This window comes from Streptomyces sp. ID05-26A, from assembly GCF_033794685.1.
GTDB lineage: Bacteria > Actinomycetota > Actinomycetes > Mycobacteriales > Pseudonocardiaceae > Lentzea.
The window spans coordinates 925,019-948,773 of record NZ_JARAYZ010000002.1 but is presented as its reverse complement, the minus strand read 5'-3'; the positions used below and the strand labels follow the sequence as shown (position 1 = coordinate 948,773).

Sequence of the window (23,755 nt, the reverse complement as noted above, 5' to 3'; positions counted from 1 at the left end):
GGAGGAAGAAATGTCCATGAATCCGTTCGACGACGAGAACGGCGAATTCCACGTGCTGGTCAACGACGAGGAGCAGCACTCGCTGTGGCCGACGTTCGCGGACGTTCCCGCCGGCTGGCGCGTCGTGTTCGGGCCGGCCGGGCGGGCGGACGCCGTCGCCTACGTCGACGAGAACTGGACCGACATGCGGCCCAGGAGTCTGCGTGAGGCGATGAAGACCTCGTGAGGCGAAGCCCGTGGACGGACGGTCCGTCCACGGGCTCACTCGCCGGCCGCGTGCGGCGGGGCCGGCGCGGGCCCGGCGACGCCGAGAATCGCCACGTAGTCGCCGAGTTTGCTGGCCGCGCCGAGCATCGCGACACCGCGCGCGGTCAGCCGTTGCTGCCAGTTCTCCAGAGCCTCGGACAGCGCCCGCGTGCCGCCGGCCGTGCGGACCTGCTCGACCACCGTCGAGATCTGCTCGAGCGGGTAGCCGCCGCGGCGCAGGAGGTGCGCGAGCTCGGCGTCCCTGACGTCGTCGGCGTTGTAGACGCGGTGCCCGGAGGTGCGCTGGGGGACCAGGATGCCCGCGGCCTCCCAGTTCCGCAGGGTCGCGACGGTCACGCCGAGGCGGTCCGACAGCTTGCCGATGCTGAACGCCACCCGGCGTCCCTGCGCGGCGGACTCGGTGTCCGGTGCCGTCGTCAGGTGGGTGACGGCCTGCCCGACCGAGTCCAGCGTCTTGCGGTCGCGCAGGAGCTGGGCGTGGCTGCGGTCGACCGACCGCAGCGCGGCGTCGAGGTCTCCCTCTTCGAGCGCGCGCATGATCTCGCGGGCGATCGCGTAGCCGTGGGCGGGCACCAGCGCCAGGAAAGCGCGCAGTGCGACGGCGTGCACCTCGGTGTAGACCCGGTAACCGGCGTCCGTGCGTTCGGCGGGCGGGATGAGTCCGTCCTGCTCGTAGTTGCGGACCGCCTGAGGTGAGATCTTGTGCTCACGGGCGAGGTCGACGGGACGTAGCTTCTTCAACACGGTTTTAAACTTATCGCACAGCCACCTGGCCAGCAACGAATCAAAGTTTAACCCGTAATTGCAGGTGTATGGTTTAGATGTTCAGTTCTCCACCAAGATCTATGGAGTAGGGGGTCTCCCATGCCCGCAGCGGTCCAGGTGACCGGTCTCACCAAACGCTTCGAGTCCAAACGGGGTGTGGTCACCGCGCTCGACGCCTTCGAGCTGACGGTTCCGGAAGGCGCGATCCACGGCCTGCTCGGCCCGAACGGCGCGGGCAAGACGACGGTCGTGCGGATCCTCAGCACGTTGCTCGCGCCCGACGAGGGCAAGGCGGAGGTGTTCGGCCTCGACGTCGTGCGGGACGCGTGGCGCGCCCGTGCGGCCATCGGCCTCACCGGCCAGGACGCCGCGATCGACAAGGTGATGACCGGGCGCGAGAACCTGTGCATGTTCGGCAGGCTGTTCGGGCTGTCGAAGCGTGACGCCGCAGCGCGCGCGGACGAGTTGCTGGAACGCTTCCAGCTGGTCGACGCGGCCGAGCGGCAGGCCAAGACGTACTCGGGCGGCATGCGGCGCAGGCTCGACCTCGCCGCGAGCCTGATGGCCAGGCCGAAGCTGCTGTTCCTCGACGAGCCCACGACCGGGCTCGACCCGCGCAGCCGCATCCAGGTCTGGGAACTGGTGCGCGAACTGCACAAGGACGGCACCACCGTCCTGCTCACCACGCAGTACCTGGACGAGGCCGACCAGCTCGCCGACTCGCTGTCGATGATCGAGCACGGCAAGGTCATCAAGAACGGCACGCCGAACGAGCTGAAGGCGGACGTGGGCCCGGACTGGGTCGACGTGACGGTCATCGACACCGCGGCGATCGACCAGGCCAAGGAGGCGCTGCGCGCCAAGCTCGGCGTCGAACCGGTCGTCGACCTCGACGCCATGCGGGTCAGTGCCCCCGTCTCGGACGGCGGCACGATGGCCGACCTGTTGTACGTGTTCAAGGACGCCGGGATCGCGGTCAGCGACGTGGCCCTGCGGCGCCCGACCCTCGACGACGTCTTCCTCGCGGTCACCGGGCACCCCGCCGACGCGGCCGCGAGCAACAACAACGGCAAGGCGCAGCCCGCGCGGAATGGTGGACGGTAATGGTCGCGACGACTGCCGAGCGCAAGACCGGCGGCACGGCCGCCGTCCAGGTGCCGGGGCGTGGCCTCTCGTGGTGGCTCACCGGCGCGTCGGAGATGGCGAAGCGCAACATCCGCACGATCCTGCGCAGCCCCCAGCTGGTGATGTTCGCGCTCATCCAGCCGGTGATGTTCATCCTGTTGTTCAGCCTCGTGTTCGGCGGCGCGGTCGACGTTCCCGGCGGTGACTACACGCAGTTCCTGCTGCCGGGCATCTTCGTGCAGATGGTGCTGTTCGGCTCGGTCGCGAGCGCCACCATGGGCATGTCCATGGACATGCAGGACGGGATCATGGACCGCTTCCGGTCGATGCCGATCAGCCGGTCGTCCGTGCTCGTGGGGCGCACGGTGTCGGAGATCCTGCGCACCGTCGTGTCGCTGGTCGTGATGATCGTCGTCGGCACGATCATCGGATTCCGGTTCCTCGGCGGTTTCCTGCCGGCGATCGGCGGCATCGCGCTGCTGCTGTTCTTCGGCTACTCGCTGTCCTGGCTCGGCGCCTTCATCGGCGTGACGGCGAGCGGTCCGGCCGCCGCCCAGCAGATCGGCCTGATCTGGATGTTCCCGTTCAGCTTCCTCTCGTCGGCGTTCGTGCCGACCGAGTCGATGCCGGGCTGGCTGCGGGTCTACGCCGACCACACCCCGATGACCACCGTCGTCAACTCGTTGCGCGCGTTGTTCAGCGGCACGCCTGTGGGCGACAACGTCTGGGTGACGCTCGCCTGGGCGGTCGGGATCATCCTCGTCACCGCGCCGCTCTCCGTCCGCAAGTACGCGTCGCAGTCTCGCTGAAAGTCATTCGTAGCAGCCACTTCCGACCGCTGATGGAGTCTCCATGACCGATCCGTCGCACGACCTCATCCGGGTGTTCGGGGCGCGGGAGAACAATCTCAAAGACATCAAGGTGGAGATCCCCAAGCGCAAGCTGACCGTGTTCACCGGTGTGTCCGGCTCCGGCAAGAGCTCACTGGTGTTCGACACGATCGCCGCGGAGTCGCAGCGGCTGATCAACGAGACGTACAGCGCGTTCGTGCAGGGGTTCATGCCCACGCTGTCCCGTCCGGACGTCGACGTGCTCGAAGGGCTGACGACCGCGATGATCGTCAGCCAGGAGCGCATCGGCAACAACCCGCGCTCCACCGTCGGCACCGTCACGGACACCAACGCGATCCTGCGCATCCTGTTCAGCCGGCTCGCCGAACCACGCCTGAGCTCCGTCAGGGCGTACTCGTTCAACATCCCGTCGCTCAGCGTCGTGAACGCGGTGACGCAGGAGCAGAAGGGCAGGACGGTCGAGGACCAGCGCACCTTCGACATCTCGGGCGGCATGTGCCCGAGGTGCGAGGGCATGGGCTCCGTGACCGACCTCGACCTCGACCAGCTCTACGACGCCGAGAAGTCGCTCGCCGACGGCGCCATCACCGTGCCCGGCTACCACATCGGTGGCTGGAACTGGCGGGTCTACGCGGAGTCGGGGCTGCTCGACGCCGACAAGCCGATCGGCAGGTACACCAAGAAGGAGCGCGAGGACTTCCTCTACCACCAGCCGGTCCGGCTGAAGATCAAGGACCTCAACACGACCTACGAGGGTCTCATCGCCAGGGTGCAGAAGTCGTTGCTCAGCAAGGACGTCGAGTCGCTGCAGCCGAACGTGCGGGCCTTCGTGGAACGCGCGGTCACCTTCATGACGTGCCCCGAGTGCGACGGCACCCGGTTGAGCAAGCAGGCGCTGGGATCCAGGATCCGGGGCGTCAACATCGCGGACGCCTCGGCGATGCAGATCAGCGACCTCGCCGAATGGGTGCGTGGCCTGGACGAGCCGTCGGTCGCGCCGCTGTTGGCGTCCCTGGTGGACAGTCTCGACTCCTTCGTGAGCATCGGGCTCGGCTACCTCTCGCTCGACCGGGCCTCCAGCACGCTGTCCGGCGGCGAGGCGCAGCGCGTCAAGATGATCCGGCACCTGGGGTCGCCGCTCACCGACGTCACCTACGTCTTCGACGAGCCGACGGTCGGCCTGCACCCGCACGACATCCAGCGGATGAACACTCTGCTGCGACGGTTGCGGGACAAGAGCAACACCGTGCTGGTCGTCGAGCACAAGCCGGAGACCATCGCCATCGCCGACCACGTCGTCGACCTCGGTCCCGGCGCGGGCACGGCGGGCGGCACCGTCTGCTTCGAGGGCACCGTCGCGGACCTGCGGGCCAGCGGCACGCTGACCGGCCGCCACCTCGACGACCGGGCGAGGCTCAAGGACGAGGTGCGCCGGTCGTCGGGCGCACTGGAGATCAGGGGCGCGAACAAGCACAACCTGCGGGACGTCGACGTCGACATCCCGCTCGGACTGCTCGTCGTGGTGACCGGCGTGGCCGGTTCCGGCAAGAGTTCGCTGATCGCGGGCTCGGTGTCGGGACTCGACGGCGTGATCTCGATCGACCAGGGGCCGATCAAGGGGTCGCGGCGGAGCAACCCCGCCACCTACACCGGCATGCTGGAGCCGATCCGGAAGGCGTTCGCCAAGGCCAATTCCGTGAAGCCCGCGTTGTTCAGCCCGAACTCGGAAGGCGCTTGCCCCACCTGCAAGGGGGCGGGTGTCATCTACACCGATCTGGCGATCATGGCGGGCGTCGCGACCACCTGCGAGGACTGCGAGGGCAAGCGGTTCCACGCCTCCGTGCTGCAATACAAGCTCGGCGGCCGTGACATCAGTGAAGTGCTGGCCATGCAGGTTTCGGAGGCGCAGGCGTTCTTCAGCTCCGGCAAGGCGCGCACGCCGGCCGCGGTCGCGGTCCTGGACCGGCTCGCCGACGTCGGGCTCGGCTACGTCTCGCTGGGCCAGCCCCTGCCCACCCTCTCCGGCGGGGAACGGCAGCGGCTGAAGCTGGCGACGCACATGGCGGAGAAGGGCGGCGTCTACGTGCTCGACGAGCCGACCACCGGCCTGCACCTCGCCGACGTCGAGCACCTGCTCGGCATGCTCGACCGGCTCGTCGACGCCGGCCGGTCGGTGATCGTCATCGAGCACCACCAGGCGGTCATGGCGCACGCCGACTGGATCATCGATCTCGGCCCCGGCGCGGGTCACGACGGTGGCAAGGTCGTCTTCGAAGGCACGCCGGCCGATCTGGTCGCCGGTCGCTCCACCCTCACCGGTGAGCACCTGGCGGAGTACGTCGGAGCCTGATCTCCTCGCGGTGGCGACAGATCTGCGCAATACCGCTGGCCGCGGGTCCACTGCCCTGAAACGGTTGTCGCATGACTCATGACGTGGCAATCGTGGGCGGAGGGCCCGCCGGCCTGGCCGCCGCCGTGGTGCTGGGCCGGGCGTTGCGGTCCGTGCTCGTCATCGACGCGAACGAACCCCGCAACGCCACCGCGGCGGAGGTGCACAACTTCCTGACCCGGGAATCGTTCACCCCCAACGACTTCCGGGCCGCCGGCCGGGCCGACGCCGAGCGGTACGGCGTCGAATTCCGCACGGGCACGGTCAGCGGCATCACCGCCGACGGGCCCGGATTCCAGGTGGAGCTGGCGGACGGTTCGACGGCCGGCGCGCGCCGGGTGCTGGTCGCCATCGGACTTTCCGACGTGCTGCCCGACGTTTCAGGCCTCACCGAGCGCTGGGGCAGGTCGGTGTTCCACTGTGGACACTGCCACGGCTACGAGACGCGCGGGTCCGCGATCGGCGTGCTCGGCCAGCCCCTCGGCGTGGTGTGGACGACGCTGCTCTGGTGCCGGTGGTCCGACGACATGGTGCTGTTCCTCAACGACGAGGTGGAACTCGACGACACCCAGCGACAGCAACTCGACTCGCGCAACGTGCGAGTGGTTCCCGGCCGGGTCCAGGCGTTCACCGACGAGGGCGTCCTCCTCGCCGACGGCACGGTCGTCCCGCGCGACAACCTGGTCGTGCACTCCAGGGTCGAGGTGCGCGCGGACTTCCTCGCCCCGCTCGGTCTCAAACCCGTCGACCTGCCCATGGGCCTCGGCACCTACCTGCCGGTCGAGGACCCCACCGGACGCACGTCCGTGCCGGGACTCTGGGTGGCGGGCAACGCGAGCGACGCCCGTGCCCAGCTCATGTCCGCGGCGGCGTCCGGGGTGACCGCGGGCGAGGCGCTCGCGATGAACCTCGTCATGGCCGACCTCGGGTAGTCCTCGGGACGGCCGGCGATCGGGGTGTCGTAAGGAGAATCGGTGACCACCCACCAGGTGCTCTTCCTGTTGCTGGACCTCGCCGTGATCGTCGCGCTGGCCAGACTGCTGGCGATGCTCGCCGCGAAACTGGACCAGCCGCCGGTGATCGGCGAGGTGCTGGCGGGGATCCTGCTGGGGCCGACGTTGTTCGGCGAGTCGTTCTCCGCGGCACTGTTCCCGATGGACGTGCGCCCGTTCCTGGCCGCGCTGGCCAACGTCGGCGTGGCGGTGTTCATGTTCGTGGTCGGCCTCGGACTGGAGCGCACGCTGCTGAAGGGGCGCGGCCGGATCGCGCTCACCGTCTCGGTCTCGTCGATCGTGCTGCCGTTCGCGCTGGGCGCCGGCCTCGCGTTCCTGCTGATCGAGAACCACGATCCGCCGCACCGGCTCGGGTTCGTGCTGTTCATCGGAGCGGCCATGGCGGTGACGGCTTTCCCGGTGCTGGCAAGGATCCTGGCCGACCGGGGCATGCTCCGCACCGCGCTGGGAGGCCTGGCGCTGACCTGTGCCGCGATCGACGACGTGCTCGCGTGGTCGTTGCTGGCGGTGGTCGTGATGGTGTCCGGCGGCGGCGACCAGTGGCTGATCGGGCTGGTCCCGCTCTACGTCGCGGTGATGTTCCTGGTCGTGCGGCCGTTGCTGCGCCGCCTGTTCGCCGCGCACGGAACCGGGCTGACCACCGGACGGCTCGCGGTCGTGCTGGCCGGCCTGCTGACGTCTGGCGCGGCGACCGAGTGGATCGGGCTGCACTTCATCTTCGGCGCGTTCCTCTTCGGCGTCGTGATGCCGCGTGACGACACGGAAGCGTTGCGGGGAGCGCTGATCGAGCGGGTCGGCGAGTTCAACGGCGCCTTGCTGCTGCCGGTGTTCTTCATCGTCACCGGGCTGAAGGTGAACCTCTCCGGCATCGGCACCACGGGACTCGTCGAGCTGGCCCTGGTGCTGCTGGTCGCCGTCGGCGGCAAGTTCGGCGGAGCGTTCGCCGGCGCGCGCCTGCAACGGTTGCCCGCGCGCACGTCCGCGGCGCTCGCGACCCTGATGAACTGCCGCGGCCTCACCGAACTGATCATCCTCACCGTCGGTCTGCAACTGGGCGTCCTGGACCGGTCGCTCTACTCGATCATGGTCGTGATGGCGGTGGTGACGACCATGATGACGGGCCCGCTGCTGCGGTTGATCCACCCGAAACCGTTGGTGGAGAACGATTACGAGGTACCGGCCGCTCGTGGTGTCCGCGGTCCGGTCGCGACGAGGTGAATCAGCTGTTGGTGCACAGCCCTGCGTCGGCGCCGTTTCCCCGTCGATGAGATGATCGAGCCTCCAGTTTTCGTTGGCAGGAGGCGGAATGCAGGGGAACGCATCGGCACTGGCGGCCGGGCGTCGTCATTCGGTCGGACGCCGTGGGGACGGCACGGTGCTCGCAGTGGGGAACAACGCCGCCCGCGAGTGCCGGGTCGAGCGGTGGACCGACGTCGTGGCCGTCGCGGCGGGCAACGTCCACAGCGCGTCGAACACCGGAAAGTCCCACACGGTAGGGCTTCGCGCGGACGGCACAGTGGTGGCGGCGGGCTGGAACGCCGACTCCCAGTGCGACGTGGCCGAATGGCGCGACGTCACCGCCGTGTCCGCCGGCTGGCGCCGCACACTCGGTCTCCGCACCGACGGCACCGTGCTGGCGGTGGGCAGGGGAGCGGAAGGCCAGCTCGCCGTGCAGTCCTGGCGGGAGATCGTCGCGCTGTCCTGCGGCGACTGGCACTCGGTCGGACTCAGGGCGGACGGTACGGCGGTGGCGGTGGGAATCGACCGCCGCGAACAGTGCTCCGCCGTCCACGGCTGGCGCGACCTCACCGCCGTAGCGGCCGGCTACCTGCACACCATCGGTCTGCGCAGCGACGGCCGCGTGGTGTCGGCGGGGGAGCCCACGACCGGAGCGAGCGGCGTAGCGGGCTGGGAAGGCGTGGTGGCGGTCTCCGCGGGCAGCTACCACACCGTAGGCCTGACGGCGGACGGCCGAGTCCTCGCGGCCGGCGACAACAGTCAGGGGCAGTGCGACGTCGGCGAGTGGCAGGACGTGGTCGAGGTGGCGGCGGGCTCGATCCACACTCTGGGCCTGCGCGCCGACGGCACGGTCGTCAGCGCGGGGAACAACGACCACGGTCAGTGCGACATCGGCTCCTGGACGGAGGTCCGGCCCGGCCCCTGACCCCTCGGACACCAGCCGGGGTCCAGGCGTTCGATCAACGCCAGGATCGCCGCGTGGGTATCGGCGTCCGCGTCCGCGACCAGCCCGTGGACGCCGATGTGGAGGGGACCGCCGGCGAGGTTGGTGACGACGCACCCTGCCGACGGCGCGCGGGTTCGGAGATGCCGAGATCCACGTGCTCGGAGACCTGGCCGGAGCCGAGGCAGAGAGCCTCACTGACCTCTACAAGCGGCTTGACCTGCAAGTCCTCTATACGCACAGTGGCCGTGAGGCTGATGTTTCCATCAATCTCACGGCCACTGTGGTTAATGCTTATGTCCGAGGGCGGACTTGAGTCCACACATGTAGCAAGATGCTCGTCGCTTCGAATCGGCGCGGGTTGCTCATGGTCATCACCACGTGCGATTCAGGCTTCGATGACGACCGGGATGACCACCGGTCGGCGGCGGTATGTGCGTTGTGCCCACATTTGCACCTGCTGGCCGATGAGACGTTCGAACTCCGCCACGTCGGTGGTGTTCCTCTCCGCCGCGCCCGCGAGAGCCTTCTCGATGGCGGGGATCACCGGCAGGAACGTCGAGGCGTCGTGTTCGAAGCCGTGGGCGATGAAGTCGGGTGTGTCGTCGAGCTGCCCGGTGTCGGTGTCGATGATGGCGACTACGGTGATCATGCCTTCTTCGCCCAGCGTGCGGCGCTGCGCCAGGGAGTCCTCGGTGACGCCGCCGACGGTCTGGCCGTCGACGTAGATGTTGTGGATCTCGACCTGGCCGGTGATCGAGGCCCGGCCCTCGTGCAGGTCGATGACGTGGCCGTTCGCGGCGACGAGCACCTGGTCGCGGTCGACCCCGGTCTTGACGGCCAGCTCGGCGTTGGCCCGCAGGTGGCGTGCCTCGCCGTGCACGGGCAGGACGTTGGTGGGTTGCACGAGGTTGTAGCAGTAGACCAGTTCACCGGCGCTGGCGTGCCCGGAGACGTGGACCTTGGCGTTGCCCTTGTGCACCACGTTGGCACCGAGGTCGGTCAGGCCGTTGATCACGCGGTAGATGGCGTTCTCGTTGCCGGGGATCAGAGAGCTGGCCAGCAGGACGGTGTCGCCCTCGACGATGACGATCTCGTGCTCGCCGGCCGCCATGCGGGACAGAGCGGCCATCGGCTCTCCCTGCGACCCGGTGCACACCAGCGTCACCTGGTGGGCGGGAAGCCGGTTGGCGTCCCTGATGTCGACGACGAGCCCGTCGGGCACCTTCAGGTACTCCAGCTCGGCGGCCAGACCCATGTTGCGGACCATGGAGCGGCCGACGAAGGCGACCTTGCGGCCGTGCGCGGCCGCGGCGTCGAGCACCTGCTGGATGCGGTGCACGTGGCTGGCGAAGCTGGAAACGATCACCCGGCGCGGCGTGGTGCGGAACACCTCGTCGATCGCGGGCGCGAGATCGCGTTCCGAGGTGGTGAAGCCGGGCACGTCGGCGTTGGTGGAGTCGACGAGGAACAGGTCGACGCCCTCCTCGCCGAGGCGGGCGAAGCCGCGGAGGTCGGTGATCCGCTTGTCGAGCGGGAACTGGTCCATCTTGAAGTCACCGGTGTGCAGCACGAGACCGGCGTCGGTGCGGATGGCGATGGCCAGACCGTCGGGGATGGAGTGGTTGACGGCGAGGAACTCCAGGTCGAACGGCCCTCGAGTGAGCTGTTCGTCTTCCCGGACCTCGACCAGGACGGGCTTGATCCGGTGCTCGGCCAGCTTGGCGGCCAGGAACTTCAGCGTGAGCCGGGAGCCGATGACCGGGATGTCCCGTCGTTCCCGCAGCAGGTACGGCACGCCCCCGATGTGGTCCTCGTGGCCGTGGGTCAGCACGATGGCGACCACGTCGGCCAGCCGGTCCCGGATGCAGCTCCAGTCAGGGAGGATCACGTCGACACCGGGCTGGTGCTCCTCGGGGAACAGGACCCCGCAGTCGACGATGAGCAGCTTGCCCTCGTGCTCGAACACGGTCATGTTCCGGCCGATCTCACCGAGGCCGCCGAGGGCGATGACCCGCAGGGCATCCGGGGCGAGTGCGGGCGGAGGGGTGGACGTTCGAGCCATGGTCACACCCTCACGTTACGTGAGAGTTGCCGGTGAGAGGAAATCGGCGACGCGGGCCAGGCGTGATGTTCGTCAGTCCGAGGGCAGGTGGGACCGCAGCGTCGTGGCGAAGTCCTCGGCGATGCGCAGCTGTGCGCGCAGCTGCTGACAGCGTTCGTCGGCGGCGGTCCAGAACCCAGAGAGGCGGTCGAGATGCTTGTCGCGATCAGGATCGTCGCCAGTGGACAGCGCGTCGAGGATCTCGAGCAGCTCGCGCATCTCCTCGAGCTGGAAGCCGAGCGGTTTCATCCGCTTGATCATGTCGAGGCGTTGCACGTCAGGCTCGGTGTAGAGACGGAAACCGCCCTGGCTGCGCGCGCTCGGCACCACCAGGTCGACCTCCTCGTAGTAACGGATCGTGCGCAACGACAGACCGGTCCGCTCAGCCACCTCGCCGATCTGCATGTGCTCGCCCACAACATCCCTTCCCGAAATGCGTCACGATCACCAGCCATTCTGGTGCTCGTACCCCCACTCGTGCCTCCGGGGCAGGTCCAGATTACCGTCACGTGAGGGTAGAGTTTGGCGAGATGTCGTCTACCCCGAAGGACCGCGAATGACCACCGCCACCCCGGTGACCGCCTCCTCCGCGACCGTGCTCGCGGAGGCGGAACGCAGGCGCACCTTCGCGGTGATCAGTCATCCGGACGCGGGCAAGTCGACCATGACCGAGGCGCTGGCCCTGCACGCGAAGGTGATCTCCGAGGCCGGCGCGGTGCACGGCAAGGCCGGTCGGCGCGGTGTGGTGTCGGACTGGATGGAGATGGAGAAGGCGCGCGGGATCTCCATCACGTCCGCCGCGTTGCAGTTCTCCTACCGCGACTGCGTGATCAACCTGCTGGACACTCCCGGCCACGCCGACTTCTCCGAGGACACCTACCGGGTGCTGTCGGCGGTGGACTGTGCGGTCATGCTGCTCGACGCGGCCAAAGGCCTGGAGCCGCAGACCCTCAAGCTGTTCGACGTCTGCCGCTACCGCGGCATCCCCGTGATCACGTTCATCAACAAGTGGGACCGTCCCGGCCGGGACGCGCTGGACCTGTGCGACGAGCTGGGCGAGCGGATCGGGCTGCAGGCGATGCCGCTGACCTGGCCGGTCGGCGACGCCGGCCACTTCCGCGGCGTGCTCGACCGCCGCAGCGGGCACTTCGTGCGCTACCAGCGCACCGCGGGCGGAGCCACCGCCGCGGGCGAGGAGCACCTGCTGCCGAGTCAGGCCGAAGCCGAGGAGGGCGCGGGCTGGACGCGTGCCTGCGAGGAAGCGGAACTGCTCGGCGCGTCCGGCGGTGAGTTCGAGCTCGAGCGGTTCCTCGCCGCCACGGCGACACCGGTGCTCTTCGGGTCGGCGGTGCTCAACTTCGGTGTGCGGCAGCTGCTCGACCTGCTCGTCGAGATCGCGCCCCGCCCCACCGCGCGGCCGGATGCCGCCGGTGATCCGCGCAAGCTGGACGCGCCGTTCTCGGCGTTCGTGTTCAAGGTGCAGACGGGCATGGATCGCGCGCACCGCGACCAGATCGCGTTCGCGCGTGTGTGCTCCGGCGTGTTCGAGCGAGGCATGGTCGTGACCAACGCCGCCACGGGCAAGCCGTTCGCCACCAAGTACGTGCAACAGGTCTTCGGCCAACAGCGCTCCACCTTGGACACGGCCTTTCCCGGTGATGTGATCGGGTTGGTCAACGCCACCGCGCTGGGCGTGGGCGACACCCTGCACGCGGGCAAACCCGTGGTGCGTTTCCCTGGTTTGCCCAGCTTCGCGCCGGCGCACTTCGCCGTCGCGCGACCGGCGGACCTCAGTCGCTCCAAGCAGTTCCGCAGAGGCATCGAGCAATTGGAGTCCGAAGGCGTCGTGCAGATCCTGCGTTCGTCGCGTCGCGGTGACGGGGCGCCGGTGTTCGCCGCGGTCGGCCCCATGCAGTTCGAGGTCGCGGCACATCGCCTCGAAGCGGAGTTCAAGTCGCCCGTGCGGCTGGAACCGTTGCCCTACACCGTCGTGCGCCGCCTGGCCGACCCCAGGCAACGGTCCCTGGTGGACGGCAACCGCACCGAGGTGCTCACCCGCACCGACGGCGTGGACCTCGCCCTGTTCGTCGACTCCACCGCGCTGGGCGTCATGCGGCGCCTGCATCCCGAGGTGCGACTGGAGTCCCTCGTCGCAGGGACCGACGACTGACCGTCCTTCGCCGGGGGAGAAGTCTGCGCTGCACCTGGAGGAAGCGGTTCGCCACTGTGTGATGAGCGATCCGTCGTTCTAGCCGTCTACGGCGCGGACGTGCAGCCCAACGATGTCGACGTTGTGCCGTCGCCGGAACCGGATGACCTCCAGCGCTTCGCGGACGTGCTGGTGGAACTGGAAGCGGTGCCAGCCTACGACCCGAGCTGGCGCAACGGGCTCACAGAAGAACAACGCCGTACTGACCGCACCACGACCTTCCCGGCGTAGCGGCCGCGTCGTGGATCTCCACGACCAGATTCGCCACTCAGGCCGGCACGACCTGGAGCAGACAGGCACCTGGTGATCACACAAGCCACCTGAACAGGGCTAAAGCTTCAGCTGGTCGGTTCACCGTCGTGCGGTTCCGCCGCTGGGAACGAGGCGCTGTCAGAGTCTGATCAACGCCTGGACCGGGAGGTGGTCGGACGGGAGCCGGCCACCTCGCTGGAAGGTGTTGATCGCCGCGGCCAGGAGCACCCGGACGCCTCGGATGAGAATCCAGTCGATGCGCGACCCGTTCGGCACGAGCGGCCGGTAGCCGTGGAACGTCGCGTACAGCGGGGTACGGCGTTCCACGGTGGCGAGCCAGGAGTCGGTCAGGCCCGTCCCGCTCGTCAGGATGTCGTGTGTGGGCGCGGCGGGTGCGGCGTTGAAGTCACCGGTGAGCACAACCGGCAGTCCCGGCGCGATGGCACCGACCCGGTCCCGCACCAGCTCCGCGCTGCGCAGGCGGGAGGTCTCCGACTCGTGGTCGAAATGAGTGTTCACGACGACGAACTGCTTGCCTGTCACGCGATCGGTGAACCGCACCCACGTGACCATGCGGATCAACTTGTTTCCCCACGACTTCGAGCCCGTCACGGTCGGCGTCGCGGACAGCCAGAAGTGGTCGAACTCAAGGGGATCGACCCGCGAGCTGTCGAAGAAAACGGCCGTGAACTCGTCCCTGCTGCCCCCGGCCCTGTCGACACCGATCCAGTCGTACTGCGCGGGCAGGTCGCGCTCGATGTCCTTGAGCTGAGCGAAAAGGCCCTCCTGCGTGCCGATCACGGTCGGCTGCTCGCGCCGCAGCAGCTCGGCCATGATCGGCCGTCTGGTCGTCCACGAGTTCGGTTCCTGGAGCGAGGCGTATCTCAGGTTGAACGACATGATGTGCAACGAATCGCCGCGTGCGGGTCCGATCAACGGCCGTTCGGAGGCCCCCGCATTCCCTGCGTTCATCAGGTTTGCTGCCAACAGGATGACGCAGACCAAGACTCGCACGGCTAACTACCTCCGACGGCAGGGACGTCTTTCTCACAGTGACGCGCACCTGCTGCCCACGTTGCGTGGGGTTGTGTTGGCCTTCCGTGCCTGAAAATGCGTCTTTGCAGTTCAAGCGTGTCGCAGCTCTTTCGTCCGAACGGTCGCACCTCGTCTCGATACGCTTCACGCCACCGTGGATGGTGCGAGGCCTGGGATCCGGTCACGACCGGCGGCGGCGTGGTCGGGCACTGTCGTTCGGTCGGCATGCGTGCGGTGCTGTCCGCGTTGGTGCGGCGACTACTTCGCTGGCTACGGTTCAAGCTCGGCCACCGGACGGCCGCGTCGACTGTTCGTCGCGTGCTGAAGCGGCTTCGGATTCCGCCTTCGCCGACTCGGGATACCGACACGTCGTGGCGGCGGTTCCTGTGCGCTCAGGCGGCGAGCATGCTGGAGGTCTGCACCCGCTAGGTCCACATCCTCGGCACCACCACCAACCCCGATGGGCCGTCGACCACGCAGCAGGTTCGCAATTTCCTCATGGAGTTGGGTGACCGGGCCAGCGAGTTTCGTTTCCTGGTTCGTGACAGGGCCGGCCAGTTCACAGTGTCGTTCGATTCCGTTCCCGCTGACGCCGGCATCGACGTTGCGAAGATCCCACCGCGATGTCCACGGGCCAGCTGCTACGCGGAACGCTTTGTCGGCACTGTCAGGCGCGAGCTCACCGACCGGCTGCTCATCATCGATGAGCGTCACCTGAAGTCAGCGCTGAACCGCTACGTCAACCACCGAAGGCCACACAGATCGCGGGACCACACTCCGCCGCAACCGGATCACCCCATCGCAGGGCCGGGTTGTGGATCCGTACGTCGTCGGCGAGTGCTCGGCGGCTTGATCAACGAGTACGAACGACAAGCCGTAGCCCGTAAGCCGGATTGACGCCGCTCTTCGTCATTCATACATTCGAGTCCTGATTGTATGAATGACGAGGGGTGGTCCGCGTGACGCTGGGCAGAACCGCCGTCGTACTGGGTGGCAGCACCGCTGGTCTGTGCGCCGCCGGGGCGCTCGCCCCCTACTTCGACCAGGTGGTGGTGCTGGAACGGGACGAGCTTCCGGCCGCCGCGGAGCACCGGCGTGGCGTGCCGCAGAGCAAGCACCCGCACTTCCTGCTCAACTCGGGACGGCGCGCGATCGGGGCGCTGTTCCCCGGATTCGAGGACGCGCTCATCGCCGCGGGCGGGTTGCACCTGATGCCGTCCCTGGACGCCGCCTACCTCGACGGGGAGGGCTGGTCGGCGCGCAAGCGCGGGGCGATGACGATGATCTACGGATCGCGGATCCTCATCGAACGCGTGTTGCGCGACGCGGTTCGAGTTCTGCCCAACACGACCATTCGCGAAGGTGTCTCGGTGCACGGCCTCACCACGCGGGACGGGGCGGTCACCGGGGTCGGCCTGTCCACGCCCGCCGGCGAGGAGCACCTCGACGCCGACCTCGTGGTGGACGCGATGGGTCGCGGGTCTTCGGTCAGCGGCTGGCTCGTGGCCGCCGGATGGCCCGAGCCGGAGGTGCGCACGCTCGACGCCAAGGTCACCTACACCTCGCGCTGGTACGAGCTGCCCTCACCTGTTGAGCGACCGGCGTCGTGGTGGTGGCAGCACCTGGTGATCATGCCCACCCCGGACAAGGGGGAGCACCCCGTCGAGCACGAGTTCCTGGTGAACTTCTTTCCCGTCGAGGGGAACCGCGTCATCGCCTGCATGGGCTCGTGGGGCATCGACATGCCCCGCACCACCGAGGCGTTCGTCGAGTCGGCGCGCCGAGTGCGGACGCCGTTGTTCGCGGCCGCGATGGACCGGTGTTCACCCACCTCGGAGGTGCACCTGACCCGGTCGACGGGCAACAAGTGGCGGCGCTACGACCGCTTGAGCACACCTGGTCTGGTGTTCGTCGGCGACTCGATCTGCGCGTTCAACCCGTTCTACGCGCAGGGAATCAGTTCTGCGTCGATGTCTGCATTGTTGCTGCGCGAGCACCTGTCTCGCGCGCAACGCCTCGACGCGGAGTTCTACACCAGGTTCCTCGTGGCACAACGCAAATCGCTCACGGTGCCCTGGTCGCTGGCCATGGCGCGGGACCAGGGCTACGAGTGCGCGGTGGGCACCGAGAAGGTGCCGGAGTGGTGGCGTCGTGTTCTCGCGGCCATGTCCGGCCCGGCCTTCAGCCTCATCGTCGGTGCGGCGCGTGAGTACGAGGTGGTCGACGAGCACTTCGCGAAGGTGTTCAACATGGACGAGTCGCTGGGCGAGATGATGCGGAACCCGCGGGTGATCGCGGCGCTCGTGCGTTACCGGATCCGGACGGCGCTGGGACGGCAGCGGATTCCCTTCGGGTTCGATCCCCAGGCGGAGCCGCCGGCCACTGACTACTCGCCGAACGGTGCCGCGGCAACGGTTGCCACGCGATGAGCGCCGTGTGCGGGCCGGAGGCGGAAGCCGTCGCCCGCGGCCTCGGCTTCGACTGCCACGACGTGTCACCTGTGGTCTCGGTGCGGTTTCCGTGGGATCTCGCGCACTGGACGATGCCGCTGCTCGAGCTGCTCATCATCGGCGGCGCCGTTTTCGCTCTGGTGCACGCGTTGCGCCGCTACCGCCACGGCGATCCGATCAACCTGGCGCTGTGGTGGACGTCGCTGGTGTACCTCGCGGTGATCGAACCACCGCTGTACTTCCCGGAGTGGTTCGGACTCAACGAGATCTACGGTTTCATCTTTGCCCACAACCAGTTCACCGTGCAGTTCATGTGGGACAGGTTGCCGCTGTACATCATCGCGTTCTACCCGGTGATCAGTCAGCTCGCCTACGAGCTGGTGCGGTCGCTCGGCATCTTCCGGCGCCGCGGCGCACTCGTGGGGTCGGTCGCCGTCGCCTTCGCCTGCCAGGTGTTCTACGAGGTGTTCGACCACATCGGACCACAGCTGAAGTGGTGGGCCTGGAACCCGGACAACCGCATCGTCAACCACCCCGCGCTGGCGGCGGTGCCGATGACGAGCATGCTGCTGTTCGCGTCCGTTTCGTTGGGGGCCATGACCTATCTGGTCGTGTGCCTGGTCGGCGAGCGCCGCGGGCGGTCGTTGGTGCCGCGCGTTCTACTCGCCGGCGTCCTCACGCCACCGACCATGGCGATCGCGGGCATTCCGTCGAGCTTCTTCAGCGGCAACGCCACCGCCCAGGCCTGGGTTCTCGGCGTCGAGCTGGCCCTGGTGTGGCTGGCCGGTGGCTGGATCGTCCTGTCGCAGCTGAGGTCGCCGGGTCCTGGTGAACCGCTGTCGGCCTTCGTCCGGATCTACCCGGCCGTCTACCTGGGCGGGATGGCGGTGTTCTGGATCAGCGCTCTTCCTGACGGCCCACCGATCACAGGCGCGCTCTACGCGCTCGCCTGTTTCATCGGGGCCGGTCTGTTGCTCACGGCGCTGCGTCGCGTGCACCGGAAAGCACCTTCCGTCGTCTGAGCCCACGCTCTCAGGGATGATGGTGCGCATGGGGTACCACGGCTGGCAGGGCAACCCACCCGGCACCGAGGACGAGGCACGCCGCCGGATCGTCACGGCGGCGATGGCCTGTGTGGACCGCGTCGGGCTCGCCAAGACCAGCATGTCCGTGGTCGCCGCCGAGGCGGGCGTGACGCGGCAGACCGTCTACCGTTACTTCCCACGCCTCGCGGACATCCTCAGCGCCGTCGCGCTGGCAGGCGTCGAGGACTTCGCCGCGCGGATGGCACGGCACCTCGCCTCGTTCGGCAGCCCGGCCGAGGTGGCCGTGGAGTCCGTGGTGTTCGGCGTCCTGGAGGTCCCGCGAGAGCCGTACCTGGGCTTGCTCCTGCAGGCAGGCGAATCCGACTTCTTCACCGTCGCGGTGACCTCGCCCGAGTCCTTCGCCCTCGGCGCGCGCATCCTCCGCGACGTGCCAGTGGACTGGGCCGGTGCCGGGATCGCCACCGACGACGAGCTCCAGGGGCTCGCCGAGATCCTGATGCGGCTCTTCCTGTCGTTCCTGCAGCATCCCTCGACTCCGGCGCTCACCGACGACCAGCTGCGGGCTCTGGTCGGCCGGTGGATCGGGCCCGCTGTTCAGTAACCGCCGCGATCGAGGACATCTTCACTGTGGCGATTCGTGCGACCGGGTCGTGTCCGTGGGCGAGGAGGCGTTTGGCTTCGAGCACGACGCGTTCGTCGATGAGCTGCTTGGCACTGAGGCCGGTGTTCTCGCGGGCGAGTCGGTTGAGGGTGCGGCTCGAGCAGCCCAGGCGGGCCGCGTAGTCAGCGACCTTGTGCCTGGTGCGCAAGCCGGCGCAGGCCAGGACGGACGATCGCGGCGTTGCAGACCGCGGCCAGCGCGAGCGTGGACGCGACCAGTACACCGGCCAGTGTCTCGACCGGCAGGTCGTCGATGTTTCGATCCCGGGTAAGTAGAACCTCGTTCATGACCACGAATCGTGGCCGTAGTCGTCATCGGACGGCGAAGGCGGATCCGTTGCTTCGGTTTGGAATGTTGTATGTCGGTGCGTGTCACCGCCTTTCGGCGGCTTGACGTGGTGCACATCGCCACTTAGCGTCACTCGCTATCGGATTGAAACGTTTCAATCGCTTCAACGGAGAAGCCATGACTCGTCAGCGCTCCCGCTTTGTCTTGCTGTTCCACGGTTTTCTCGTGCTGGTGATGACGCTGGGCTTCGTGGGAAGCGCGGTCGCGTCGCCGTCGGTGCTCCGGGTGGAGGGCCTGTCCACCAACGGCCGGGTCAACCCCACCGGGATCGGTGGAGATGCGCCGTCGCTGGGGTGGCAGCTGGCATCGGCCGAACGTGCGGCCGTGCAGAGCGCCTACGAGATTCGCGTGGGACGCAAGGCCGGAGCGAATGACGTGTGGTCCTCGGGCAAAGTGATCTCCTCCCGTCAGGTCGATGTGGCGTACGCGGGGCCCAGGCTCGATCCGGCGACGAAGTACTACTGGGGTCTGCGTGTGTGGAACGGCAAAGGCGTGGCCAGCGCTTGGAGCGCGGACGCGTTCTTCGAAACCGGATTGCTGTCGCCCGCTGACTGGGGTGGCGCACAGTGGGTAGCACGTCCGTCCCGTGCGAGCGAGGTGGACCAGTGGACCGACTACGTCGCGCAGGTCGAGTTCAAGGTCGACAACGCGGCTCTGGGTTTCTTCCTGCGTGCCCGTGATGGGAACAACGGGTACATGTGGCAGGTCAACCTGACCGATGCCCAGCCGGCTCTCCGTCCTCACAGGAGGGACGGCGGCGGCTACACGGTGCTCGGATCGGTGAACCTGGGAACCTTTGGTTTCACCAACGAACAGCTGCGCACCGGGCGTCACACGATCCGGTTCGAGGCGATCGGCGGCACCATCAAGACAACCCTCGACGGGGTACTGGTCGACACTCGCTCGGACTCGACGTTCACCAAGGGCTACCTGGGTTTTCGTGTTCATGACACCGCGAAGGAACGGGGCACGATCTACGACGCGGTGGTGACCAGGCCGGACGGGACCGTGTTGCTCGACACCGACTTCTCGTCGGGGCGCAATCCGTTCGCGGACGGCGAGCTGACCGGTTCGGCGCTGGTCGTGTCCGGAGCCACGGACGCTCTGTACAATCCGGATTCCGGTCCGATGCCGTTGCTGCGCAAGGAATTCAACACGAAAGCCGGCAAGAGGATCGCCTCTGCCCGCGTCTACGCCTCCGCTCTCGGGCTCTACCGGCTCACGATCAACGGCAAGGTGGTCGGGGACCAACTGCTCACCCCTGGCTGGACCGACTACCACAAGCGCATCCAGTCCCAGACCTACGACGTGACCGGGCTTCTCGGCAGCGGCGGCAACGTGATCGGTGCCGCCCTCGCCAACGGGTGGTGGGCGGGAAAGGTCGGGATCGGCTGGAGCCGGCAGTACGGCGACACCCCCGCGCTGGTGGCGAGGATACGCGTCACGTACACCGACGGTTCGACCCAGTGGATCGACACGGACGAGTCTTGGAAGGCGGGCGACGGTCCGTTCGTGCGGGCCGATCTGCAGGACGGGGAGACCTACGACGCGCGCCTGGAACACGCGGGATGGGATCGTCCGGGATTCCACGACGTCGACTGGTCTTCTGTCGCGAGTGTGCCGTCGCGGACAGCCCTGCTCGTCCCGCAGACTGACGAGCCGGTGCGGGCGACCGAGGTGCTCAAGTCGCGGAAGATGACCGAGCCGACGCCGGGCACGTACGTGTACGACCTGGGGCAGAACATGGTTGGTGTGTCGCGTCTGATCCTGTCCGGTCAGGCGGGCCAGGCCGTGAAGATCAGATATGCCGAGGTGCTCAACAAGGACGGAACCCTTTACACGGACAACTTCCGCAGCGCGAAGGTGACCGACCGCTACGTGTTCGCGAGGTCCGGAAAGATCACCTACGAGCCCGCGTTCACCCAGCACGGGTTCCGCTATGTCGAGCTCACGGGGCTCAGTTCTCCGCCTGCCCTGACCGACGTCACCGGGGTGGTGTGGGGTTCGGGGTTGCGGTCCACCGGCACGCTGAAGACCTCCGACGGCATGCTCAACCAGTTGGTGAGCAACATCTCCTGGAGTCAGCGCGGCAACTTCCTGTCCATCCCCACCGACACACCGGCCAGGGACGAGCGGCTGGGCTGGACCGGTGACATCAGCCTGTTCGCACCTACCGCCAACTACCTGGTGGACACCCGCGCGTTCCTGTCCCACTGGATGGCGGACGTGCGCAACTCCCAGTACACCAACGGAGATCTGCCCGCGGTGGTGCCCACGCCGCAGGGGCAGTTCGCGGAAGGCGGTGTCGGGTGGTCCGATGTGATGATCACCGTGCCCTACTCGGTCTGGCGCGCCTACGGCGACACCGGCATCCTGCGCGAGAACTACGAAGCGATGAAGAAGTTCTTCGCGTTCGTGCGCAACAGCGCGGGGTCGGACCTGCTTGAGCCCGGCCGCACGACGTTCTTCACCAACGACTGGTTGAACCTCAACGACCCGACGGTGCAGGGCGTGATCGGCACCGCCTACTTCGCCGAGAACGCCCGCATGATGAGCGAAACGGCGGAAGCCCTCGGGGACACAGTCGCCGCGAAGGACTACGGGTCGTTGTCGTCGGACGTCCGCCGTGCCTTCACCCAGGCATACGTGGCGGCGGACGGCACCGTCGCCGGCAACTCGCAGACCGGTTACGCCCTGGCTCTGGCTGCAGGACTGGTGTCCGATCAGGCGTTGATCGGAAAAGTCGGCGAGAAGTTCGTGGCCAAGCTGGCGCGAACGGACTTCCACCTCACCACCGGCTTCATCGGCACACCGCTGCTGTTGCCGGCCCTCAGCGTCGCCGGGCGCGCAGACCTCGCCTACAAGATGTTGCTGCACAAGGACTACCCGTCCTGGGGCTACGAGGTGGTCAACGGCGCCACGACGATGTGGGAGCGCTGGAACTCGATCATGCCCGACGGCTCCTTCGGCCCGGTGGACATGAACTCCTTCAACCACTATGCCTACGGCGCTGTGGGGGACTGGATGTTCCAGAACATCGGTGGCCTGTCGCTGATCCAGCCCGGCTACCGGCGATCCCGGATCGCGCCGGTGGTCGGCGGTGGTCTGACCCAAGGATCCGGACAGCTCGACACCGTGTACGGCCGACTGGCTTCATCCTGGACGGTGCGCGACAGCGCGGTCGACCTGAAGGTGACAGTCCCGGTCAACACCACCGCCGAGGTTCACGTGCCCACCACGACACGATGGGCCGTCACCGAAGGCGGCCGACCGGCCGGAACCGCGAAAGGCGTGCGCTTTCTCCGCATGGAGAAGGGAGCGGCTGTGTTCGAGGTCGGGTCCGGTTCCTACAACTTCGGGACTGCTCCCGTCCTCGGCGCCATCGGCGAGGCCACTGACATGTCCAAGGACCTGCGTGATCGGGTCGGCCGTCTCACCGCGCCCGGTGCGCCCGCGGCCCACCGTGGCGTCCGGTTGATGCACGGATCCCTGGAAACTGCCTGGGTTTCCGCTGCCGCACGGGCCGACAGCACCGCCGCCGTCCAACTGCACCAGGCGCTGGCACATGCGAGCGATGTCCGCCGCTGGACAGCTGCCGCGATGCGCGACGGCAAGATCCCGGCCGGCGAGGGAACGGCCGTGCTGTCCCTGCTCGACCGCATCGAGACGGAACTGTCGAAGGCATCAGGGCTTCTTCTGGGAGCGCTGATCAGAACAGAGCTGCCTGATCAGCTGTTCCCGGGTTCGACGATCCCGGTCACGATCACCGTCTCCAACCGTGGCACAGAAAATCTGACCTCGCTCACCACCGCCCTGGGCGTCCCGTCAGGCTGGAAGGTGCGTCCTCCTGCGGACAAGCCGACGCTCGTCCGTCCCGGCCAGGTCGCACAGTTCCATCACACCGTGAGCATTCCGGCCGACGCGGCCCCCGGCGCAGCTCAGCTGCAAGGCACAGTCCGCTACAACTACCGGGGAGGTACCGCGAAACTGCCCATCGCCGCGTCGCCGACCGTTCAGGCGCCAGTAGTGGTCACATCCATCGATGCGTTACCGGAGAAAGCACGACCAGGCGATGAACTGACCGCGTTGGTGAAACTCACCAACCGTGCGACCACGGGCTTCAAGCGGAATCTCACCATCGAGACCCCGGCGGGCTGGACCGCACCACCGCCGCTGTCCCACGACATCGCACCAGGCGCCACGGTGACAGTGCCGGTCAAGATCGATGTCCCGATCGCGGTCACCCAGGGATCTGCCGCCATCGTGGCGAACGTCGGTGCAACGCCGGAGGAACGCGGCAGCGCGACAACCACCGTCGAACTGGCGAACCCACCGGCCGGCGCCCTCGACCACGTCGATCTCGGCAGCGCGGCATCGGAGACCGCACACGGCCTTGCTGCCTCTCCGAGCTCGGGTGTGAGCACCGAGGCCGGCCTCACACGCCGCTACAGCAACAACACCGCATCCGACGGATGGTTCGAAATGGACCTGAACGTCCCCGTCGGCAAGGCTTTCGTGATCCGCGCGGTCGAGACTTACAACGCCGAGCAACTCAAGAGCTACGACGTGTTGCTGGACGGCAAGTCCGTGTCGCAGCGACGGTTCCAGCGCAGCGAGGCCGGAAACGGGACCGTGACGTACCAGTTCGTCGTGCAACCGTCGGCTGACACCGCGGATGGCAAGGTTCGGATCCGGTTCCAGGATGTCCCCGGCGACTACGACCCGTCCATCGCAGACGTCTGGAGCATGTCGTTGATCTGAGGGAGAGCGCGACGACTCGGCAGCTGACGCCGTACCGCGACGAGCAACGCAGCCACGGTGATGACCACAGCCACGCGAACCAGCCGGGTGTGCAGCGTGGCTTGTGGACAACCACCGACGACCACACCGAGCGCTACACCACACTGCGCCACGACCCGATCACCCGACCAGAGAGCCAGGCCGTAGATCCGTACGTCGTCGGCGAGTGCTCGGAGGCTTGATCAACGAGTATGAACCTGCGGCAGCGTGATCCGCAGGTCAGGCCCGTTGAGCCATGTTTTGGCACCCCTAGGGGCG

Annotated in this window: 20 protein-coding genes; 14 read left to right on the top strand and 6 right to left on the bottom strand. The window is 67.7% G+C overall.

What is annotated here, in order from left to right; genetic code table 11:
* The first annotated feature begins 10 nt into the window (after positions 1-10).
* On the top strand, positions 11-226 hold the full coding sequence (locus PV646_RS20230; protein WP_500343718.1) for an MbtH family protein: 216 nt from the start codon (positions 11-13) through the stop codon (positions 224-226).
* Between the two features lie 35 nt (positions 227-261).
* On the opposite strand, the gene PV646_RS20225 is transcribed toward PV646_RS20230, so the two are convergent.
* The gene (locus tag PV646_RS20225; RefSeq protein WP_500343717.1) at positions 262-1,011 is read right to left on the bottom strand and encodes a TioE family transcriptional regulator; all 750 of its coding nucleotides are present in this window, start codon (positions 1,009-1,011) and stop codon (positions 262-264) included.
* Between the two features lie 120 nt (positions 1,012-1,131).
* Here PV646_RS20225 and PV646_RS20220 point away from each other — a divergent pair, with 120 nt between their 5' ends.
* The 6 genes from PV646_RS20220 to PV646_RS20195 all read left to right on the top strand — a co-directional run bounded on the left by PV646_RS20220 (position 1,132) and on the right by PV646_RS20195 (position 8,574).
* Positions 1,132-2,136, top strand: a complete 1,005-nt coding sequence (locus PV646_RS20220; RefSeq protein ID WP_500343716.1) for an ATP-binding cassette domain-containing protein — start codon at positions 1,132-1,134, stop codon at positions 2,134-2,136.
* A complete protein-coding gene (locus PV646_RS20215) occupies positions 2,136-2,966 on the top strand; it encodes an ABC transporter permease (protein WP_500343715.1) in 831 nt (276 codons plus the stop codon). The genes PV646_RS20220 and PV646_RS20215 overlap by 1 nt, the downstream gene beginning before the upstream one ends.
* A gap of 43 nt (positions 2,967-3,009) precedes the next feature.
* The gene (locus tag PV646_RS20210; RefSeq protein ID WP_500343714.1) at positions 3,010-5,358 is read left to right on the top strand and encodes an ATP-binding cassette domain-containing protein; all 2,349 of its coding nucleotides are present in this window, start codon (positions 3,010-3,012) and stop codon (positions 5,356-5,358) included.
* Between the two features lie 71 nt (positions 5,359-5,429).
* On the top strand, positions 5,430-6,329 hold the full coding sequence (locus PV646_RS20205) for an NAD(P)/FAD-dependent oxidoreductase (protein ID WP_500343713.1): 900 nt from the start codon (positions 5,430-5,432) through the stop codon (positions 6,327-6,329).
* A 42-nt stretch (positions 6,330-6,371) separates the two neighbouring features.
* On the top strand, positions 6,372-7,628 hold the full coding sequence (locus tag PV646_RS20200) for a cation:proton antiporter domain-containing protein (RefSeq protein WP_500343712.1): 1,257 nt from the start codon (positions 6,372-6,374) through the stop codon (positions 7,626-7,628).
* A gap of 88 nt (positions 7,629-7,716) precedes the next feature.
* Positions 7,717-8,574, top strand: coding sequence for an RCC1 domain-containing protein (locus PV646_RS20195; protein ID WP_500343711.1), 858 nt, complete (start codon positions 7,717-7,719; stop codon positions 8,572-8,574).
* 406 nt (positions 8,575-8,980) lie between these two features.
* Here the strand turns inward: PV646_RS20195 and PV646_RS20190 are convergent, their stop codons facing one another.
* Both PV646_RS20190 and PV646_RS20185 read right to left on the bottom strand, forming a co-directional pair.
* Entirely contained in the window at positions 8,981-10,657 is a 1,677-nt protein-coding gene (locus PV646_RS20190; protein WP_500343710.1) for a ribonuclease J, read from the bottom strand.
* Positions 10,658-10,729: 72 nt separating this feature from the next.
* Entirely contained in the window at positions 10,730-11,101 is a 372-nt protein-coding gene (locus tag PV646_RS20185; protein WP_500345040.1) for a MerR family transcriptional regulator, read from the bottom strand.
* Positions 11,102-11,252: 151 nt separating this feature from the next.
* Here PV646_RS20185 and PV646_RS20180 point away from each other — a divergent pair, with 151 nt between their 5' ends.
* A complete protein-coding gene (locus PV646_RS20180; RefSeq protein WP_500343709.1) occupies positions 11,253-12,866 on the top strand; it encodes a peptide chain release factor 3 in 1,614 nt (537 codons plus the stop codon).
* Between the two features lie 99 nt (positions 12,867-12,965).
* On the top strand, positions 12,966-13,136 hold the full coding sequence (locus PV646_RS20175) for a hypothetical protein (protein ID WP_500343708.1): 171 nt from the start codon (positions 12,966-12,968) through the stop codon (positions 13,134-13,136).
* A 159-nt stretch (positions 13,137-13,295) separates the two neighbouring features.
* On the opposite strand, the gene PV646_RS20170 is transcribed toward PV646_RS20175, so the two are convergent.
* Complete coding sequence (locus PV646_RS20170) at positions 13,296-14,057, bottom strand: endonuclease/exonuclease/phosphatase family protein (protein ID WP_500343707.1); 762 nt, start codon at positions 14,055-14,057, stop codon at positions 13,296-13,298.
* Between the two features lie 633 nt (positions 14,058-14,690).
* Between PV646_RS20170 and PV646_RS20165 the strand changes: the two genes are divergently transcribed.
* The 4 genes from PV646_RS20165 (at position 14,691) to PV646_RS20150 (ending at position 18,289) form a co-directional block, all read left to right on the top strand.
* A complete protein-coding gene (locus PV646_RS20165; protein WP_500343706.1) occupies positions 14,691-15,089 on the top strand; it encodes an integrase core domain-containing protein in 399 nt (132 codons plus the stop codon).
* Between the two features lie 62 nt (positions 15,090-15,151).
* Positions 15,152-16,621, top strand: coding sequence for an FAD-dependent oxidoreductase (locus PV646_RS20160; protein WP_500343705.1), 1,470 nt, complete (start codon positions 15,152-15,154; stop codon positions 16,619-16,621).
* Entirely contained in the window at positions 16,618-17,664 is a 1,047-nt protein-coding gene (locus PV646_RS20155) for a hypothetical protein (protein WP_500343704.1), read from the top strand. The genes PV646_RS20160 and PV646_RS20155 overlap by 4 nt, the downstream gene beginning before the upstream one ends.
* 16 nt (positions 17,665-17,680) lie before the next feature.
* Positions 17,681-18,289, top strand: a complete 609-nt coding sequence (locus tag PV646_RS20150; protein WP_500343703.1) for a TetR/AcrR family transcriptional regulator — start codon at positions 17,681-17,683, stop codon at positions 18,287-18,289.
* Here the strand turns inward: PV646_RS20150 and PV646_RS20145 are convergent.
* Positions 18,231-18,497, bottom strand: coding sequence for a helix-turn-helix domain-containing protein (locus PV646_RS20145; RefSeq protein WP_500343702.1), 267 nt, complete (start codon positions 18,495-18,497; stop codon positions 18,231-18,233). The two genes, PV646_RS20150 and PV646_RS20145, sit on opposite strands and share 59 nt — an antisense overlap.
* The gene (locus PV646_RS20140; RefSeq protein ID WP_500343701.1) at positions 18,472-18,636 is read right to left on the bottom strand and encodes a hypothetical protein; all 165 of its coding nucleotides are present in this window, start codon (positions 18,634-18,636) and stop codon (positions 18,472-18,474) included. Before PV646_RS20140 ends, PV646_RS20145 begins: the two co-directional genes overlap by 26 nt.
* Positions 18,637-18,814: 178 nt before the next feature.
* On the opposite strand from PV646_RS20140, the gene PV646_RS20135 reads away from it, so the two are divergent.
* Positions 18,815-23,458, top strand: coding sequence for a family 78 glycoside hydrolase catalytic domain (locus tag PV646_RS20135; protein ID WP_500343700.1), 4,644 nt, complete (start codon positions 18,815-18,817; stop codon positions 23,456-23,458).
* Positions 23,459-23,755: the final 297 nt, after the last annotated feature.

Bases quoted from the DNA above. Each gene is read 5' to 3' on its own strand.
- PV646_RS20230 (WP_500343718.1), top strand. From the start codon at position 11: ATGTCCATGAATCCGTTCGACGACGAGAACGGCGAATTCCACGTGCTG.
- PV646_RS20220 (WP_500343716.1), top strand. From the start codon at position 1,132: ATGCCCGCAGCGGTCCAGGTGACCGGTCTCACCAAACGCTTCGAGTCC.
- PV646_RS20215 (WP_500343715.1), top strand. From the start codon at position 2,136: ATGGTCGCGACGACTGCCGAGCGCAAGACCGGCGGCACGGCCGCCGTC.
- PV646_RS20210 (WP_500343714.1), top strand. From the start codon at position 3,010: ATGACCGATCCGTCGCACGACCTCATCCGGGTGTTCGGGGCGCGGGAG.
- PV646_RS20205 (WP_500343713.1), top strand. From the start codon at position 5,430: ATGACTCATGACGTGGCAATCGTGGGCGGAGGGCCCGCCGGCCTGGCC.
- PV646_RS20195 (WP_500343711.1), top strand. From the start codon at position 7,717: ATGCAGGGGAACGCATCGGCACTGGCGGCCGGGCGTCGTCATTCGGTC.
- PV646_RS20190 (WP_500343710.1), bottom strand. From the start codon at position 10,657: ATGGCTCGAACGTCCACCCCTCCGCCCGCACTCGCCCCGGATGCCCTG.
- PV646_RS20185 (WP_500345040.1), bottom strand. From the start codon at position 11,101: ATGCAGATCGGCGAGGTGGCTGAGCGGACCGGTCTGTCGTTGCGCACG.
- PV646_RS20180 (WP_500343709.1), top strand. From the start codon at position 11,253: ATGACCACCGCCACCCCGGTGACCGCCTCCTCCGCGACCGTGCTCGCG.
- PV646_RS20170 (WP_500343707.1), bottom strand. From the start codon at position 14,057: ATGTCGTTCAACCTGAGATACGCCTCGCTCCAGGAACCGAACTCGTGG.
- PV646_RS20165 (WP_500343706.1), top strand. From the start codon at position 14,691: ATGGAGTTGGGTGACCGGGCCAGCGAGTTTCGTTTCCTGGTTCGTGAC.
- PV646_RS20155 (WP_500343704.1), top strand. From the start codon at position 16,618: ATGAGCGCCGTGTGCGGGCCGGAGGCGGAAGCCGTCGCCCGCGGCCTC.
- PV646_RS20150 (WP_500343703.1), top strand. From the start codon at position 17,681: ATGATGGTGCGCATGGGGTACCACGGCTGGCAGGGCAACCCACCCGGC.
- PV646_RS20140 (WP_500343701.1), bottom strand. From the start codon at position 18,636: ATGAACGAGGTTCTACTTACCCGGGATCGAAACATCGACGACCTGCCG.
- PV646_RS20135 (WP_500343700.1), top strand. From the start codon at position 18,815: ATGACTCGTCAGCGCTCCCGCTTTGTCTTGCTGTTCCACGGTTTTCTC.